General features: G+C 64.6%; 9 protein-coding genes and 1 pseudogene. 2 read left to right on the forward strand and 8 right to left on the reverse strand.

The genetic code is table 11. From position 1 onward, the window contains the following. Positions 1-149: 149 nt before the first annotated feature. The 8 genes from CK215_RS17610 to CK215_RS17645 form a co-directional block, all read right to left on the reverse strand. Positions 150-1139 (reverse strand): sulfate ABC transporter substrate-binding protein, encoded by a 990-nt coding sequence (locus tag CK215_RS17610; RefSeq protein ID WP_095831662.1) that lies wholly within the window; start codon positions 1137-1139, stop codon positions 150-152. Positions 1140-1340: 201 nt separating this feature from the next. Further along, positions 1341-2381, reverse strand: a complete 1041-nt coding sequence (locus CK215_RS17615; protein WP_095831663.1) for a sulfate/molybdate ABC transporter ATP-binding protein — start codon at positions 2379-2381, stop codon at positions 1341-1343. A gap of 52 nt (positions 2382-2433) precedes the next feature. Continuing rightward, entirely contained in the window at positions 2434-3318 is an 885-nt protein-coding gene (gene cysW, locus CK215_RS17620) for a sulfate ABC transporter permease subunit CysW (RefSeq protein WP_067328919.1), read from the reverse strand. Continuing rightward, positions 3311-4162, reverse strand: a complete 852-nt coding sequence (cysT, locus tag CK215_RS17625) for a sulfate ABC transporter permease subunit CysT (RefSeq protein ID WP_066990552.1) — start codon at positions 4160-4162, stop codon at positions 3311-3313. The genes cysW and cysT overlap by 8 nt, the downstream gene beginning before the upstream one ends. A gap of 109 nt (positions 4163-4271) precedes the next feature. Beyond that, a complete protein-coding gene (locus CK215_RS17630; RefSeq protein WP_095831664.1) occupies positions 4272-5300 on the reverse strand; it encodes a sulfate ABC transporter substrate-binding protein in 1029 nt (342 codons plus the stop codon). A gap of 201 nt (positions 5301-5501) precedes the next feature. Continuing rightward, a complete protein-coding gene (locus tag CK215_RS17635; RefSeq protein ID WP_348628605.1) occupies positions 5502-6170 on the reverse strand; it encodes a M15 family metallopeptidase in 669 nt (222 codons plus the stop codon). Between the two features lie 128 nt (positions 6171-6298). Then, positions 6299-8389, reverse strand: coding sequence for a penicillin-binding protein 1C (gene pbpC, locus CK215_RS17640; RefSeq protein ID WP_095831665.1), 2091 nt, complete (start codon positions 8387-8389; stop codon positions 6299-6301). A 163-nt stretch (positions 8390-8552) separates the two neighbouring features. After that, complete coding sequence (locus CK215_RS17645) at positions 8553-14033, reverse strand: alpha-2-macroglobulin family protein (protein ID WP_095831666.1); 5481 nt, start codon at positions 14031-14033, stop codon at positions 8553-8555. 278 nt (positions 14034-14311) lie between these two features. On the opposite strand from CK215_RS17645, the gene CK215_RS17650 reads away from it, so the two are divergent. Both CK215_RS17650 and CK215_RS17655 read left to right on the forward strand, forming a co-directional pair. Beyond that, positions 14312-16240: an autotransporter assembly complex family protein gene (locus CK215_RS17650; protein ID WP_095831667.1), complete on the forward strand. Its 1929-nt coding sequence runs from the start codon at positions 14312-14314 to the stop codon at positions 16238-16240. Continuing rightward, a pseudogene (locus tag CK215_RS17655) lies at positions 16240-18323 on the forward strand (translocation/assembly module TamB); the annotation flags it as partial. The gene CK215_RS17650 and the pseudogene CK215_RS17655, both read left to right, overlap by 1 nt.

The raw sequence follows: 18323 nt of genomic DNA on the forward strand, positions 1-18323 counted from the left end.
ACAGGTTAGGCACAAACGCGTTGATTCTTCGTAATGTTTTTCACATTGGCCGCGTTGATTTCGCCGGCAAAGTGATGCGGGCTCCAGATTGAAAAAAGCCGGCGATGCCGACGGCGATGACGGCTTTCCACTTCTTTTGATTGTAAGCGCTACCGGCTGCCATAGGCCTGATCGAGCAAGCCTCCTGCCGCGAAATGCTCTTTCTGCACCCTGTCCCAGCCGCCGAAGACCTCGTCTACCGTCAACAGGCGCACGTCGGGAAACTCGGCCTTGTATTTGGCGGCCACTGCTGCGTCGCGGGCCCGCAGGCCGTTGCGGGCGGCAATGTCCTGGCCCTCGGGCGAATAGAGGAATTCGAGATAGGTTTTGGCGAGATCGCGGCTGCCGTGCTCGTCGGCGATCTTATCGACGATCGCCACCGGGAATTCGGCCAGCAGGCTGACTGAAGGCGTGACCTGCTCGAACTTGTCGTCGCCATATTCCCTGCGGATGCCACGCGTTTCGGATTCGAAGGTGATCAGCACGTCGCCGATCTCGCGCTGCACGAAGGTGGTGGTGGCGGCGCGGCCGCCGGTGTCGAAGATCGGCACGTTGGCGAACAGCTTGGCGATGAACTCCTTCACCTTGGCGTCGTCGCCCTTGAAGGCCTCCTTGGCGTAAGCGGTGGCAGCGAGATAGGTATAGCGCGCATTGCCCGATGTCTTCGGGTTGGGGAAGATCACCTGCACGTCGTCACGCACCAGATCGTTCCAGTCCTTGATGTGCTTGGGATTGCCAGCACGAACAAGGAAGGACGGCAGCGAATAGAAAGGCGATGCGTTGTCTGGGAAATCCTTCTGCCAGTCCGCGGAGATCAGACCCCTCTTGACCAGGAAATCGACGTCGGTGACCTGGTTGAAGGTGACGACGTCGGCTGCCAAACCTTCCGCGATGGCACGAGCCTGCGCCGAGGTTCCGGCGTGGGACTGATCGACGGTCACGCCGGGATGCTCAGCGATGAAAGCCTTGTTGATGTCGGCAAACAATTCGCGGCCGACGTCGTAGGAGGCATTGAGCAGCTTGTCGGCCGACCAGGCTTGGGAGGACGCGAGGACGACGAAGCCGGCAAGCGTGGCAATACCCAGCAATAAGCGCTTCATGAAAACGGTCCTCCTCCAGACAATCAGAACTATGGTGTGACCATAAAAAGGAAAGCCTGGCTGCGCGAGGCACGCGGTCCGGGGGACGCACGAGCAGCGGGAAAATCTCCCGCCCGAACAGCCGCTTGGTAGGATTTTCTTCCAACCTGATTCATCGCGGCTCCTCCACCGGGCGCCCGGACGTGGCAGGCGGCAAATAGGTCAGGAGGCCGGGAAAAGCTTCCAGCGCCTCGGCCTGAAAGCGACCCGGCTCTTCTGTGCCGCCGGATGGTCGACCGGCAGCTCGATCTCGACGCGCTGACGCTCGCCGCCGATCTCGAGCTCGACCCGCCTTGTGCCGGCGACGCGGCGGCTGGCGGCGACCGTCCCGGCAATGCAGCCGCTGCAGCCGTCGAGCAGCTCGACATCGTGCGGACGAAAGTAGAGCAGGGCCTCTCCCGACTGCGCATGCGGCGCCTGTAGACCGACCGGCCGGTCGGCCAGCCAGATCTCGCCATTGTCAACCTTGACCGGCAGCGAGCTCGATTCGCCGATGAAGCTGTAGACGAAAGGCGAGTTCGGCGTGTCGTAGATCTCGTCGGCCGAGCCGACCTGCTCGATGCGACCTTGGCTCATGACGACAACGCGGTCGGCGAGTTCGAGCGCCTCCTCCTGGTCGTGGGTAACGAAGACGGTGGTGTGGCCGGTGGCGTCGTGGATTTCGCGCAGCCAGCGGCGCAGCTCGCGGCGCACCTGCGCGTCAAGCGCGCCGAACGGCTCGTCGAGCAAAAGCACCTTGGGCTCGATGGCCATGGCGCGGGCGAGCGCGACGCGCTGGCGCTGGCCGCCGGAAAGCTGCGCCGGATAGCGCTTTTCCAGCCCTGACAGCTGGACGAGGTCGAGGAGTTCCGAGGCGCGGCGGCGGATCTCCTGCGCCGAGGGACGCGCGGCGCCATGCCGGACCTTGAGGCCGAAGCCGATATTGTCGGCAACCGTCATGTGGCGGAACAGAGCGTAATGCTGGAACACGAAGCCGACATTGCGCTCCTGGATCGACTTCTGCGAGGCATCCTCTTCGCCGAAGAAGATGGCGCCCTTGGTCGGCCGCTCCAGGCCGGCGATCAGGCGGAGCAGCGTCGTCTTGCCGGAACCGGATGGCCCGAGCAGCGCGATAAGCTCGCCCGACCTGATGTCGAGCGAAACGTCGTGGAGCGCCGGAAACCGCTCGAACTCCTTGCGCACGTTGACAACGCGAACTTCCATACAGATCCCTCAATCAGTTGATGCATGCTACGCGGTTTCGGGCGGCATGCATCTAATGTCCGCGCGTCGCGGCAATCTCGGCGCCGTAGCGCATCTCCAGAAGTGTTTTCAAGACCAGCGTCACCAAAGCCAGGCCGGCAAGCAGCGAGGCGACCGCGAAGGCCCCGACGGCGTTATACTCATTGTAGAGAATTTCCACATGCAGCGGCATGGTGTTGGTGAGGCCGCGAATATGACCCGAGACCACCGACACGGCGCCGAACTCGCCCATGGCGCGCGCGTTGCAGAGAAGCACGCCGTAGAGCAGGCCCCATTTGACGTTGGGCAGCGTCACATACCAGAAGGCCTGCCAACCGTTGGCGCCGAGTGACAGGGCCGCCTCCTCGTCGCCATTGCCCTGTTCCTGCATCAGCGGGATCAGCTCGCGGGCGACGAAGGGGAAAGTGACGAAGATGGTTGCGAGCACAATGCCCGGCACGGCGAACAGGATGACGATGCCATGCGCCTTCAGCCACGCGCCGAGCAGGCCTTGCGCCCCGAAGAGGAGCACATAAACCAGGCCGGAAATGACGGGCGACACCGAGAACGGCAGGTCGATGAGGGTGGTCAGAAAGGCCTTGCCCTTGAACTCGAACTTGGCGATCGCCCAGGCAGCCGAGATGCCGAAAATGAGGTTGAGCGGCACCGAGATCGCCGCCACCAGCAGCGTCAGGCGGATCGCCGAGCGCGTGTCGGGGCTGGCAAGCGCCTCCGTGTAGGCGCCGATGCCTTTGCTAAGCGCCTCGTGGAAGACAACGATCAGCGGCAGAAGCAGGAAGACGGCGAGGAAGGCGAAGGCTATTCCCATCGCCACCCAGCGAACCGGCCGACTTTCGGTCACCGCGGCCGACTGGCTTTCGTGATGCGGTTCGTAGGATTTGATCTCGGGATCAGCCATAGCGCTTGCGGCTCCATGTCTGGACGAGGTTGACGACCAAAAGCATCACGAAGGACAGCGCCAGCATGATCGCGGCGATCGCGGTCGCCGCCTCGTAATTGTATTCCTCGAGCCTGATGACGATGAGGAGCGGCGCGATCTCCGACTTGAAGGGCAGGTTGCCGGCGATGAAGATGACCGACCCGTATTCGCCGACACCGCGCGCGAAGGCGAGCGAGAAGCCGGTGACGATGGCCGGCGCCAGTCCCGGGAAGAGCACACGAGTGATGGTCTGGAAGCGGTTGGCGCCAAGCGTGGCGGCAGCTTCCTCGACCTCCCTGTCGAGCTCCTCCATGATTGGCTGGACGGTGCGCACCACGAAGGGTAGGCCGATGAACACCAAGGCGATGACGATGCCGAGCGGGGTGTAGGCGACCTTTATGCCGAGCGGCATCAGAAGCTGGCCGATCCAGCCATTCGGCGCATAGAGCGTGGTGAGCGCGATACCGGCGACTGCGGTGGGCAAGGCGAAGGGCAGGTCGACCATCGCATCGGCGATGCGTCGGCCGGGGAAGCGGTAGCGGACCAGCACCCAGGCGACGATGGTGCCGAAGACGACGTTGACCGCGGCGGCCAGGAAGGCGGTGCCGAAGCTGATCTTCAGTGCATTGAGAGTGCGCCGGTCGACGGCGATCGCCCAGAAGTCGGTCCAGCCGAGCGCGGCCGAACGCCAGACCAGCCCCGAAAGCGGAATGAGGATGATGAGCGTGAGGTAGGCAAGCGAGAAGCCGAGCGTCAATCCGAAGCCCGGAATGACACTCGGCTGTCTGAACCGCCACCCCGCCTTGGCGGGTGCTGTGTTCATGCTGTTCTGGATCGTCCCTTCTTACTCAGACCAGAGTGCCCTTCGCCTCGGCTCGGGCACTCGTACAATAGTCCCAATCAGGTTTCATCCGGCCCATGGCCGCCATGCTTCATTGGGCGGGCTTGTAAATCTGGTCGAATATACCACCGTCGCCGAAATGATAAGGCTGCGCCTTCTTCCAACCGCCGAATTGCGGATCGTCGATGGTGACAAGCTTGATTGCTGGGAGCTTGGCGAGATCCTCGGCAGGCACCAGGTCGGGCTTGGCCGGACGATAGTGGTTCTTGGCGATGATGGTCTGGGCTTCCTTCGAATAGAGCCAGCTCAGATAAGCCTCGGCGACCTTGCGGGTGCCCTTGGCGTCGACATTGCCGTCGACGAGGGCGACCGGCGGCTCGGCCAGGATCGAGGTCGGCGGGTAGACGATGTCGAAATTGTCGGCGCCGAATTCATCAAGCGCAAGATAGGCTTCGTTCTCCCAGGCGATCAGCACGTCGCCCAGCCCCTTCTGCGCAAAGGTCACCGTCGAGCCGCGGGCGCCGGTATCGAGGACGGGGACATTCGCATAGAGCTTGCCGACGAACTCCTTGGTCTTGGCTTCGTCATTGCCGTCATTGGTATTGGCATAAGCCCAGGCGGCGAGGTAGTTCCAGCGCGCGCCGCCCGAGGTCTTGGGGTTCGGCGTGATTACCTGGACGCCGTCCTTCACCAGATCGCTCCAGTCATGGATGCCCTTGGGATTGCCCTTGCGCACCAGGAAGATGATGGTCGAGGTGTAGGGGGCCGAGTTGTTCTCGAACTTCGTGCGCCAGTCCGGATTGATCTTTTTCGTCTTCGCGGCAATGGCGTTGATGTCGCCCTCGAGCGCGAGCGTCACGACATCGGCGTCGAGACCGTCGATGACGGCTCGCGCCTGGGCGCCGGATCCGCCATGCGACTGTTGGATGGTAACGGTTTCCCCGGTCTCCGCCTTCCAGTGCGCGGCGAAGGCCTCGTCATAGGCTTTGTAGAGCTCACGGGTCGGGTCGTAGGACACATTGAGAATGGTCGTATCGGCAAACGCGAAACCGAGGGTGCCGAACTGGACAGATGTGGCGACCAGCGCGCCGAGCAGTTTCCCGAAATGAGGGTTGGTCATTTCCGCCTCCGTTGAACGGCCCGAACTCTAGCGAATTTATAGAAATTAGATGCACTGAATGTTGCCTTTTTCATCTCCTTGCAGCAATTTTTCGCCGAGGGGCGGCCAGTCGAGGAAATATCTTCCTCACGTGGCGGCAACATGGATCCTCGTCAGCGGGCCTAATTAGAACCGGTCGCGGTCACGGCAAGCCGTGTGGCCCTAGTCGGCGGTCACCGGAAAATCGAAGCGCTGCTTTGGGAACGGCTCGTCGGCAAGGGTGAAATGCCACCATTCGCGCGCATAATTGCGGAAGCCGGCGGCGCGCATGGCCGAAAGCAGCATCGTGCGGTTTGCCGCTGCTTGGACGGGCAGGTGGCGGTGCGCCGTCTCGCTCGCCGGATCGAAACAGTCGAATCCGGTGCCGAAGTCGAGGGTGCCGGGGTCAGTCGCGCCGCAGGCGCGATGAGCCGCGCTTGTCTCGTCAAGCTCAGCGACGGCGAGGTCAACGGTCGAGCCGCGCGAGTGGCTGGACAGTTCGCCGACATAGCCCTCGGAGATGAGGTCGCCGCGGTCGACCTTCGGATACCACTGCGGGTCGGGCGGGCCGCCTTGCCTTGTCCATCTGCCCATGTCGGCGACGGCGCGTGCCGGGCGGTAACAGTCGAAGAGGATCAGCGTCAGGCCCTTGGCCGCTATTGCTTTCTGGACGACGGACAGCGCCTTCGCCGCCGGCGCGGTCAGGATGCAGACAGGCGCTTCGAGCCGTCGACCTTGCGCCGCAGGAAGTTTTCCAGCCCGGCATAGCGGATGTCCTGGCGAATGGTCGGATCGACATCGGCGAGCCGGACGAACCCGGCGGGCAGGGGTCGGCGTGGGCGGAGAAGGCAGCCAGGAGAGCTAGTGCCGGGAGGATTATAGCTGCTCCCGCTGAAGGACGGGTGTGCTTCGCGATAAGCCTCGAGAGAAGTGCCTTTCGATCCTTGAAAGGCGCAACGCGCCGAATCGCTTGCCCGCTTCTATTCAACGAAAACCTTCACGCTGGCCGCGCGCCCGGCGGCGTCGATAACGGTGAGCGTCGAATAGCCGGTACCGTCGGGCTGCCAGGTCGCGGTGCGGCGGCGGTCGATGCCGGCGAGCGGCTTGCCGTTGGCAAGCCAGCGGAAGGGCGCGCGGCCGCCCTGCAGCTTCAGCACAAGCGGCGAAGCGTCCGCCGAATTGGTGCCGAGGTCGACGCGAGCCCCGTCCGGCGGGAAGACGATGGTGGGCGCCGGTTCGGTCGGCGTTGCCTGCACCAGCCCGTCGGAGCCAGCGCCGAAGCGGGCGAGCGTCACCGGCAACTCTTCGCGTTTGGGATTGAAGACGCCCGGCGGCCGGCCGGGCAGCGGCACGCTCCCCAAACCCGAGCGGACAAAGCCTTCGAACAGGATGGGCGCGGCCGAGACATAGCCGGAGAGGCCAGGTACCGGGCCGGCGTCGGCACGGCCGACCCAGACGCCAAGCACATAGCGGCCGTCGAAGCCAACCGACCAGGCATCCCGATAGCCGTAAGATGTGCCGGTCTTGTAGGCGATGCCGCGCTGGGCCGCACCTTCGGGCGGCTTCACGCCGGACAGGATGTCGTCGATCTGCCAGGCGGCCTGGTCGTCGAGGATGGTGGCGGTGATGCGCCCGGCATTGGCCGGCTCGGTGCCGTCATGCAGCGTGTGCATCTTGCCGCCATTGGCGAGGCCGGTATACAGCTGCACCAGGTCGCGCAAAGTCACGCCGGCGCCGCCGAGGCCGATCGCCAGCCCCGGCGCCTCGTTGAGCGGCAGGACCAGGTTGACGCCGGCCTGGCGGAAGCGCGCCGTGAGCCGCGCGGGACCAACCGCGTCCAGCACCCGGATCGCCGGCACGTTGAGCGACAGCTGCAGCGCCTGCCTGATGCTGACGTCGCCCTGGTAGCCCATGTCGAAATTCTTCGGCCGATAGCCGCCAAAGTCGGCGGGGCTGTCCTCGATGATCGTCTCCTGCGCCACCAGGCCTTGCTCGAACGCAAGCCCATAGATGAACGGCTTCAGCGTCGAGCCGGGCGAGCGCACTACTTTGGTCATGTCGATCCAGCCGGATCGGCTGGCGTCGAAGAAATCGGCTGAGCCAACTTCGCCAAGAATGTCGCCGGTGCGGGCATCAGCCATCACCATGGCGACGGAAAGCTTTGGGCCGAGCTTCCTGGCGGCCTCTTTCGCCACCTGCTCCAGCCCTTGCTGAACACTGCGGCGGATGGTGAGTTGCAGCGGCTTGCCGGGTTGAGCCTTGGGCAGCATGGTGTAGGACGCATGCGCGGCCAATGCCGGCAGCTTGCGGCGCAGGCCGGAGACGTCGTCGAGCGCGGCGCGCGCTGCCTCTCGTTCGCTGAGCAAACCGGCCGAGACCATGCGGATAAGCACGCGGTCGCGTGCGGCATGCGCGATGTCGAGGTTGCGGTCAGGCCGGCGCTTTTCCGGCAACTGCGGCAGCGCGACCAAAAGTGCTGCTTCCGATACGGTCAGCCGCTTCGGCTCCTTGCCGAAATAGGCGAGCGAGGCGGCGCGCACGCCTTCTAGGTTGCCGCCATAGGGCGCCAGCGTCAGGTAGCGCTCGAGGATTTCGCGCTTGGACAAACGCCGCTCGATCTGGATGGCGCGAAGGATTTGCCTGGCCTTGGAGGCGAGGCTGCGGCTGTCGCGCGGCTCGATCAGACGGGCAAGCTGCATCGACAGCGTCGAGCCGCCGGAAACGATGTGGCCGCTGGTGGCGAACTGCCCGGCGGCGCGACAAAGCGCCAGCATGTCGACGCCGCGGTGGTCCCAGAAGCGCTTGTCTTCATACGCGACCAGCATGTCGACGAACTGCTTGTCGACCTGGTCGAGCCGGATCCCAAGCCGCCAGTAGCCGTCCGGCGTCGCGAAGGCGCGCAAGAGTTCGCCGTCGCGGTCCTGCACCTCGGTGGAGACCGTCAGCGGCGCCGGGAGCGGCGGCGGGAAGGCGCGGTCGAGCTGCCAGAGAGCGGCGACGGAAAGGGCAAGACAGGCGGCGGAGGAAGCTGCCGTTATGGCAGCGCGGCGCAAAAATCTTTTGGAGAGCATGGTGCTGCCCCTCACCCTGACCCTCTTCCCGTGAAAGACGGGGAGAGGGGGGCGTCAGCGCTGGAGCTTGTCCCTTCTCCCCGTCTTTCACGGGAAGAAGGTGCCGGAAGGCGGATGAGGGGCAGCGCTATCGCCATGTTTGTGATCGCCAGCGTCGGAATACTTACTCCGCCTTGACCTCCATCATGCCGGAGGCGGTGCGGGCCGAATATTGCGGCCGGTACATGTCCTCCACCGTCGCCGCCGGATGGGCATAGGTGCCGGGTGTCACGGCGCGTACGACATAGGCCAGTGTGATGTTGCGGTCGCCGTCACCTTCGTTGGGATTGAAGGCGGCGACGAAGCGGTCGTCGCGGAACTCCAGATGCGCGGCGTCGGTCTGCGCCAGCCAGGAGAAGTTCGACAATTGAGCGCTGGACACCAGGCTCGGATTGTCTATCTCGAAGCCGGCCGGCAACAGATCGGTAATCAGCAGGCGCGAGGGCCATTTGTTCTGCTCATAGACCTTGAGCACGACCACATAGCGTTCGTTCTGCCTGGCCTCGGTGATGTTGGCCTCGGTGCCATCGAGCCTGTAGTAGGTACGATCGATGGTGAAGCCGTCGCCGCCGGCCGGCAGCGGCTCGACGGGTGCGGCCACCGCGGTGACCACCGCCTGCAGGGCCGTCGTGCCGGTGTTGGCGATGGTGAGCGGGCTGTCGACAAGGTCGTTGCCGGCAACCCGATCGGAATAGCCGCCGGTATGCGGCGCGCCGTTGACGGAAAGCGTGATCGAATTGTTGCCCTCCTTCAAAGCCCTTGCCGCAAGGAGCATCCAGGATTCGTCCTGCGTGCTCGTCCAGCGGGCGTCGGCGCGTTCACGCGCCACCAGCCTGATCAGCTGCGGCACGATGCTCGGCACCGGCTTCGATTCCGCGGCCAGCGCAAGCATCGCCGCGCCGTCACGCAGGGGCGAGCCATAATCGGAGCGATAATAGTCGTATTCGGTGCTTGCCTGCGCCAGCCGCAAGGCCGTCTGGAAAGTCGCCTCCGAACGCTGGGTGTCGCCATAGAGCGCCAGGCTCGCGGCCAGTTGGGCGACAGCCATCGGGCTCGAGAAGGACTCGAGCTGCGTGTCCGAATAGTAGCGCAGATCGCCGATCGAGGCCTTCTTGTTGCGGGCGAGCACATAGAGCGCGTAGGCGATCTCGCTGCCGCGATCCTGGACGTCGTGGTCATAACCAAGCGAGTTCTGCAGGTTGTTCAGCGCCTGGTTCATCGCCTGAGCCGGCACGTCGTATTTCTGCTCGCGTGCCCGGGTCAGGAACTCCGTGACATAAGCATCGAGCCAGAGATCGCCGGATCCCGGGCCCCAGAGGCCGAAGCTGCCGCTTGATGCCTGGTAGCTCAGCACCTTGTAGACGGCATCTTGGATGCGCCCATGCAGGTCCGGATCGCTCTCCATGCCGATGCTTTTGGCCATGTCGTTGACATAGAGCAGCGGCAAGGCGCGGCTGGTTGTCTGTTCGGCGCAGCCATAGGGGTAGCGATCGAGCGTCATCAAAAGCGAAGGGACGTCGAAGGCGGCTGCCTGCGAGACGCCGATGCTGACCGAAGCACCGTCGAGCACGCTTGCGGCGAGCAGATCCTTGTCGACGCGCAAGGCTCCGCCATTGGGCTTCAGGTCGACCACCATGCGGTTGGTGACCGGGAGCTGCGCCGGGCGCACCGGCAGGTAGAGCGTCTGCTCGACCTCCGTTCCGCCGTTATGCGCGAGCTTGACGGTGATCGAAGCGTCGCCCGCCGTCTGCGCGATCAGCGGAAATGAGAGCGATTGCCGCTTGCCCTGGCTAAGCGTCAGCTTCGCGGGCAGGGGCTTGTCGCCGGTCGAGAGATCGCCGGTCGTGGTGACCGACAGCTTGTAGTCGCCGGCAGGGCCGTCGGTGTCGGCGATGTCGAGACGCATGGTCGCGGCATCGCCAGGCGCCAGGAAGCGCGGCAGGCCGGCGGTGATCACCACCGGATCGCGCACGATGACGTCGGTTTGAGCATGGCCGACGGCCTCCTTGGTCCAGGCGACGGCCATGACGCGCACGGTGCCGTTGAACTGCGGGATGTCGAAATCCACCCGCGCCTTGCCGTTGGCATCGAGCTCGACCGGGCCGGAGAAGAAGGCGACCAGCTTCTCGGTCGGCGGGCTGCCCTGCGACTGCATGTTGGCGCCGTCGCCGCCGGTCCGCAATTTACCGGTGGTGCCGAGCGAACCGTCGATCAGGCGGCCATAAAGGTCGCGGATTTCCAGACCCAGCATGCGCTGGCCGAAGAACCAGTCCTCCGGATCGGGCGCCTTGTAGTTGGTGAGATTGAGGATGCCGACATCGACGGCCGCGACCATCACATAGGCCTTGCTGCCGGCTTGCGCGCCGCTGACGGCGACCGGGATCGACAGCTGCTGGCGCGGGGCCGTCTTTTCAGGCGGCGTAAGCGCAACAGTGAGCTTTTTCGAACCCGGATCGACGGTCAGCCATTTGACGCCGATTGCGCGGGCCGGCATGCGCGATTCCTGCGCATCGCCGGGCCGGAACAAAGTCGCCGTGACATAGGCGCCGGCGCCCCAGTCGTTGCCGACCGGGATGTCGACGGTGCTGCCGCCGGTCGGCACCGAAGCGGTGACGGTCTTCAACAGCTTCTCGGCGCCGATGGTGACCAGGAGTTCGCCGGCAAAATGCGGCGACACCTTGAGCTTGGCCACCTCGCCGGCGGCGTAAGTGTCCTTGTCGAGAGCGATCTCCAGGCCGTCCGGTGTTTCGGTGGTGGTTGAGGCGACGTACCAGCCGGCGTCGAACTCATAGCTGGTCGCCGGGCCATCGGGGTCGGCCGTCTCGACCTCGAGCCGGTAGCGGCCCCAGTCGACAGGAAGCGACACGGTCGCCTCGCCGTCGGCTTTCAGGTCGATCTGGCCGTTGGCGACGGCCTTGGTGAGGTTCACCGCTTCATAGTTCCAGGAATTGTTCGAACGGTACCACTGGTAATTGCGCTCGACCTTGACCAGCGACCACTGCGCGCCCTTCAGCTCCTCGCGTTTGCCGTTCGGATCGACGGCGATGATGCTGAATTTCGCCGTTCCGCCTTGCGGCACCTCGCCGCCTTCGAAATCCGGGCGGATGCCGATCATCTCCTTTTCCGGATGGACGGCGATGTCGAGCGAGCGCTCGACGGCACGGCCGCCGGCTTCGCGCATGCGGACTGTGACCTTGGCGTTGATCAGCTTGGTCGTGGAGGGCAGTTGGTCGATCGAGACCGGGAAGGTCGCCTTGCCGTCGTCGCCGACGAGGGGAAGGTTGGCCAAAGGCGTCATCGAAGGTTCGGCCGACTGCTCGTCGGCGAGACCGAAGGTGAAGTCCTTGAACCGATCCCAGCTGTCCGTGGTCGACAGCGTCATCTCGCCTTCAAGCGCGAGGCCGGCGGCTGGCGCGCCATAGAGGAAGCGGCCGTCGACGCTGACATTGGCTGTCTCGCCCTGCGCGATTTCCTTCTTGTCGGCCGTCAAGTCGAACTCGATGCGATCCGGCACGAAGTCTTCGACCAGGAACATATGGCTGGCGACCGGTGCCTGCTTGGGATCGGTGTAGATCGACACCGACCAGGTGCCGCGCATGGCGTTAGGCTCGAGCGACAGATCGACGGCATGGGCGCCGGCGGAAGCGCCGTCGCTGACGATACGGCGGTTCTCGACGCCATCGGGTCGGGTGAAGATGAAGGTCAGCGGCAGGTTCTCGACCGCCTTGGCGGCGCCGTCGCGCGCAAGGGCGGCGACATGGACGTCTTCGCCGGCGCGGTAGATGCCGCGCTCGGTCCAGGCATAGACGTCGAGCGCGCCGGGCGCGGCACGCCCGGCAACGCCGCGGTCCGACAGATCGAAACCGGCGCGGCCCATGTCGAGGAAGACGAAGTCGTTGTCGCCCTGCTTGGCCATCAGCACAGCCGGCACCATGCCGCCTTCGCCGCGCGTCAGGCCGGGGTTGAAAACGGCATGGCCCTCGGCGTCGGACGTCGCCGTGCCGAGGATTTCATTGTTCTTGGCAAGCAGCGTCAGTTCGGCGCCGGCAATCGGCTTGGCAGAGCCCAGCGAGCGGGCAAAGACGTTGAGACCGTCCTGGCCGGTATAAGTGGACAGACCGATGTCGGAAACGACGAACCACTGGGTGGCGCGCGAACCATAATCGTCGCTCTTGTCGTCGACCGGCTGGGCGGTCAGCACATAGACGCCGGGCTTGCGCTGCGGGATCGCTTCGTCGACCGGGAAGGAGGTGGTGACCTCCTTGTTGAGGTCGTTGGCGATGTCGAGCGTGCCTTCCCAGACCGGCTCGCCCATCTGGTCGGAAATGGTGGAAATGTCGTAGCCGTCGAGCTGATGCAGGAACTGGTAGCCGGACAGAAGCTGCGCCAGCGATCGGTCGCCGATGCGGTAGAGCTTCATCTTGGCGGCGCTCATGTTGACGGTGACGACCGGAATGCCGCGGCGGGCGCCGGCCGGTAGCACGAAGCTGTCGCCGGTGAAGCGGGCGGACGGGGCGCGGTCCTGGACATAGATCGACAGCACGACCGGAGCGGCAATCGTCTCGCCGATCGCGGCCGGCAGACCGGCGCGGAAGGTCACGTCATAGTGCTGGCCATGTTCAAGCCCTTCGACGCAGATCTGCTTGTCCTTGGCTTCGACAGCCTTGGGAGCGGCATTGTCGACGGTGACGAACTGCGAATAGTCGACGCCGGTCTTCACCAAGTCCTCGGAGAACTGGGCGCAGATGCGCGGCGAAGAGGAATCGGCATCGACGGAATGGTCGATGACGCGGAAACCCTTGCGTGCCTTGAGGTCGGCGTAGTCGGCCTGGACGGCGGGCGAGTTCACCAGCGCAAGGCTCGCCTCATAGGCCTGAATGGCCGGCCGGAAAAGGTCGCGCTTGTCGAGGCCGGCGGCAAGCAGCGCCAGCGCCTCGGCGCGGGTCTTTGCCGTGCGCACCAGCTTATAGGCGTTGAAGGCGGCCGAGGTGACGTTTGCCGGCAGGGTCGAGGGTTCGGAAGTGTTGGAAGCCGGCTGCACGCCGAGCGTCTGGCGCGCCAGCGCCAGCCAGAGCGCGCCGTCGTCGGGCAGGACAGACAGCGCCGCCTGGTATTTCTGCATGGCCAGGCGATGGTCGCCGGTCAGCGCTGCCTGCTCGGCCGCGGCTTGAAGTGCGGCCAGCCCTTCGGTCGGCTTGTCATAGGCCGGATCGGTCAGCTTGTTGCGGAACTGCTGGGCCTGATCGGCCATCCAGTTGGGGAAGAAGGCAAGTGGAGGCGGCGCGCCGATATCGGGGTCGCCATCGACGTTTGCGACTTTGCCGGCGACTGCGCCGCTGAAGGGTTTCAGCTGATTGTAGTCGGATTTGAGAAAGCACCATTTGGCCTTGGTGTTGTAGGTGAAGGCGCGGCAGGCGGGATCGCCGAGGCACGTGGTCTTGCATTGGTCGAGGCTGACATTCTGGTCGGACCTGAGGTCGAAACCGAAATAGTCGGAATTGTCAGTCGTCACGATTCGCCGGGCTTCGGCCGCTTGCGCGGCCCCGCTCAAGGCAAAGAACAGAAGAATGAGGAACGAGAAACCACGAGCCGCGCGCATTGCCATATCACCCTCCCGACATTGCAGCGTCCGGGCATGATCAAGCATCAAACAGGCTTGTCAACGCCGAACGCGGCAGGTTTTCAACCCGCCAACGGTTTCCATGCCGGCCACAGGCCGGTATTTCGACAGAACCTCCATGGGACAAGGGTTCACGCTTTCTTGCGAAGGCGCAAAAGGTGTGAATTCCAAGCCCGGTCTATTTCAGACAATTGGATTGTGGCCCCTTTACGAGCGTTTCAGAACTTCATTCCAATTTTAGTTTTGTCGTCTAGGTTAGCGTAATGCCGGCGTATGAAACGCAGATGTCAGGAGGGATCGCGCCAGGGCGCGGGCTTCCGCGCGCCCTGCTTTTGGCGCTCGTCTGCGCGGCCATGCTCGCCGGCGAAGCGCGGCCGGCGGCTGCTTTCGAGATTTTCGGCATCAAGCTTTGGGGCTCGTCCAAGGACGAGGATGCCGACATCGTCGATCCGCTGCGCTATTCGGTGGCCATTGACGCTCCCGATGCCGACAAGGATCTGGTCAAGAAGCTGGAAGATGCCTCGGCGCTCAAAAATGACGAGGAGCATCCGGTATCGGGGTCGCTCGGCTTGATGGCCAAGGCGCGCAGCGACCGCGAGCAACTCGTTGCCGCCCTTTATGCCGACGCCCGCTACGAGGGCGTGGTCACCATCACCATAGAGGGCAAGTCCATCGACGAACTGCCGCCGGACGCCGAATTCAAGGGGCCGCAGCCCATTCCGGTGGTCGTCAGCATTGCCGCCGGGCCGAAATTCACCCTCGGCGACATCAGACTGAAAGGCGACGCGGCCGGCCTGGCGAGCGCCGATTTCGGCCTGATCGCGGGCGGCGACGCCAGTTCGGGTGCCGTGCTCAAGGCCGAAGCGGCGATCGTGCGAGCGCTCAAGGAGGAGGGCAGGCCGCTAGCCAAGGTGACGGATCGCGAGATCGTCGCAGACCATGACACCTCGACGCTCGACGTGACACTGACGGTCGCGGCCGGCCCGGTCGCCGGCTATGGCGACACCACCGTCGAGGGCACCGAAAAGGTCGATCGCGACTTCACCGAATACATGACCGACCTAAAGCGGGGCCACCAATATTCGCCGCAAGAGATTGACGATGCCCGCGATCGGCTGCTCGGGCTCGAAGTCTTCAACAGCGTGACCATCAAGGAGGGCGAGAGCCTCGACGCCCAAGGCAACATTCCGATCGACGTCCAGGTGAGCGAGCGCAAGCCGCGCTTTTTCGGCGTCGGCGGCACGTTTTCGAACACGGAAGGACTGGGGCTCGAAGGCTATTGGGGCCACCGCAATCTGTTCGGCCAGGCGGAGAAGCTGCGCATCGACGGCTCCATCAGCGGCATCGGCAGCAACAGCATTTCCGCGCTCAACTACAATGCCGGCATCATGTTCGAGAAGCCGGGGGTGCTCGGGCCGACATCGAAGTTCTTCACCGGCGTCAAGACCGTGTTGGAGCACCCCGACGCCTATGACCATTTCTCGGTCAAGGGCGACGTTGGAGTCTCCTACGACCTCGACAAGAGGCAGCGGGTCTCGGCCGAATTCGACCTCGACTACTCGAGGATCACCGACGCCTTCGGCAAGCACACCTATCTGATCGCCAGCATTCCGCTGCAATACGTCTATGACAGCCGCGACAACAAGCTCAACCCGACCAGGGGTTTCCGGGCGCTCGCCTATGCCGAGCCGAGCTACGACATTCTGAACGGCGCGACCTTCCTCAAATTGAAGGGCGAAGGCTCGGCTTACCAGTCGCTCGATACGGCGAGCAGATTCGTCCTCGCCGAACGCGCTACGCTCGGCTCGATCGTTGGCACCGGGCTGCAGAATGTTCCGGCCGACAGGCGCTTCTATTCCGGCGGCGGCGGCTCGGTGCGCGGCTATGCCTATCAAGGTATCGGCCCGAAGGACATCGACGGCCAGCCGATCGGCGGCCTGTCCCTGTTCGAGACCTCGGTCGAGATGCGCATGGCCGTCACCGACACGATCGGCATCGTTCCGTTCGTCGATGCCGGCACGGTCTCGACCAAATCCTTCCCCGATTTCTCCGACGTCAAGGTCGGCGCCGGCGTCGGTCTGCGCTATCTTACGCCATTCGGGCCGCTGCGCATCGACGCCGCCGTGCCGCTCAACCGCGATCCGGGCGATCCGCATTTTGGCCTCTATGCCGGCATCGGTCAGGCGTTCTGATGATGAGGATATTCTGGCGCATCCTTCGTATCTGCCTTTACACGCTGCTCCTGCTGCTGGTGGTGGCGATCGGCGCGCTCGGCGTGCTGACCGGCACCGAAGGCGGCCGTCAGAATCTCGCCGGTCTGATCTCGAAGCTGGCCTCGACCGAGGACCGCAAGATCACCGTCAGCGGTATCGAAGGCATCTGGTCCGGTCAGCTCAGGCTCGATCATGTCGTGCTGGAGGATCGCACGGGGCCCTGGCTGGTGGCGCGCAAGGTGGCGCTCGACTGGTCACCGACGGCGCTTTTGTCGCGCAACTTCAACGCCGATCGCATCGAAGCCGAGCGGATCGAGTTGGCGCGGCTGCCACAAGCCGGCCAACAGCCGTCGCAAGGCGCATCGAACAGTCTGCCGGTCTCGATCGACGTCAAAGAGATCGAGCTGCCGGAGATCGCGCTCGGGCAAGAGCTCGCCGGCAGCGGCATTGCCGAACTTGCCGCCAAGGGTTCGCTCAAGGCCGATCCATCGCCGCTGGCGATCGACACGGTGCTCAAAGTCGCCCGCCGCGACGGCAAGCAGGGCAATGTCGACGCCAAGGTCCGTTTCGCGCCGGCCGACAACAAGCTCGACCTCGATCTCAAGGCATCAGAGCCGGCCGGCGGCATCATTGCCAATTTGCTCAAGCTCCCCGATGCGCCGCCCGTCGATATCGTCGTCTCCGGCACGGGGCCGCTCGCCAATTGGAACGGCATCGGCACCTTCGTCGTCGACCGTCAGATCGTCGCCCAGCTCACCGGCCGCCATCAGTTGAGCGACAAGGGCCACTATATCGAGGCCAAAGGCGACGGCGAATTCGAGCGCTTCCTGCCGGAGAAGTTCAAGTCGCTGTTTGCCGGCAAGACGAACTTCGACGTGGCCGGGACGGCGACCACGACAGGCGGGATCGATATCGAGCGCGCAATTGTAGAGAGCGGCGCCGTGCATGGCACGGCCACCGGCAATGTCGACCCGACGGGCGCCAGCGATCTTGCCGTCGAGCTCTCCGCCAAGGACAAGCCCGTCACCATCGACGTCGGCACCAGCGCGGTGCCGATCCTGGTCGCGGTCGAGAAGGCGACCGCACGCGCCTTTGGCGACGGCAAGGCGCCGATAGTCGACATCGGCACCTCCTTGGCCTCGATCGCCGTCGGCGGCACGCAGCTCAACAATGTGACGGGACAGGTCCATTCCGACGGCTTCGACGTCGCGACCCGCACCGGGCCGGTCAATGTCAAGCTCGCGGCCGCCGGTCTGAAGACCGACGTGGCGACCCTGGCGCCGCTGGTGACGGGCAAGCTAGCCGCCGATCTCGCCGGTTCGATCAGCCGAGACACCGTAACCGTCGACCAGGGCACGTTGCGCAGCGATGCGCTCAATGCCGCGCTGACCGCCGGCGTCTCGCTCGCCGATCTGTCGATGACGCTGAAAATGAACGCCGACGCCGTATCGAAGGCGCTGCCGCCGCAGATCAGCTCGCTGCTTGGCGACCGGGTGAAATTCTCGGCTACCGCGACCCGGGATCCGGAAGGCGCTTTCGCGGCCAACGAGCTGGAACTCACCTCCGGCTCGCTCAGCGCCAGCGGCACCGCCAGCGCGCAAGGCTCGGATATCCAGGCAAACGTCAAGGGAACGCTGGGCGATGTATCGGCGCTGTCGTCGCTGGCGGGCACGCCGCTTGCCGGCGGGATCAATTTCGCGCTGACCGCCAGCGGTCCGCGCTGGGCGCCGGATTTCTCGGTGTCGGCCGACAGCGCGAGCCTGACGGCGGCCGGCCGCACGGTGAAGGACATCAAGCTCTCGGCGAAGGGCAAAGCCGACATAGCCAACCCCTCGGCCGATATCTCGCTGACGGGCAGCGTCGAGGAACAGCCGCTCGACATAGAGGCGTCGTTGGTGACCGCCGCCGGCAAGCGCGCGATCAGGGGGCTCAGCCTTGCACTCGGCGACAACAAGGTTTCGGGCGACCTCGCGCTTGACGAAGCGTTCGTGCCGCTCGGCACGCTGACGCTGGCCGTTCCCGATGTCGGTCCGCTGGCGGCGCTTGGCGGCCAGACGGCGAC

The organism is Mesorhizobium sp. WSM3864, from assembly GCF_002294955.1.
Taxonomy (GTDB): domain Bacteria; phylum Pseudomonadota; class Alphaproteobacteria; order Rhizobiales; family Rhizobiaceae; genus Mesorhizobium.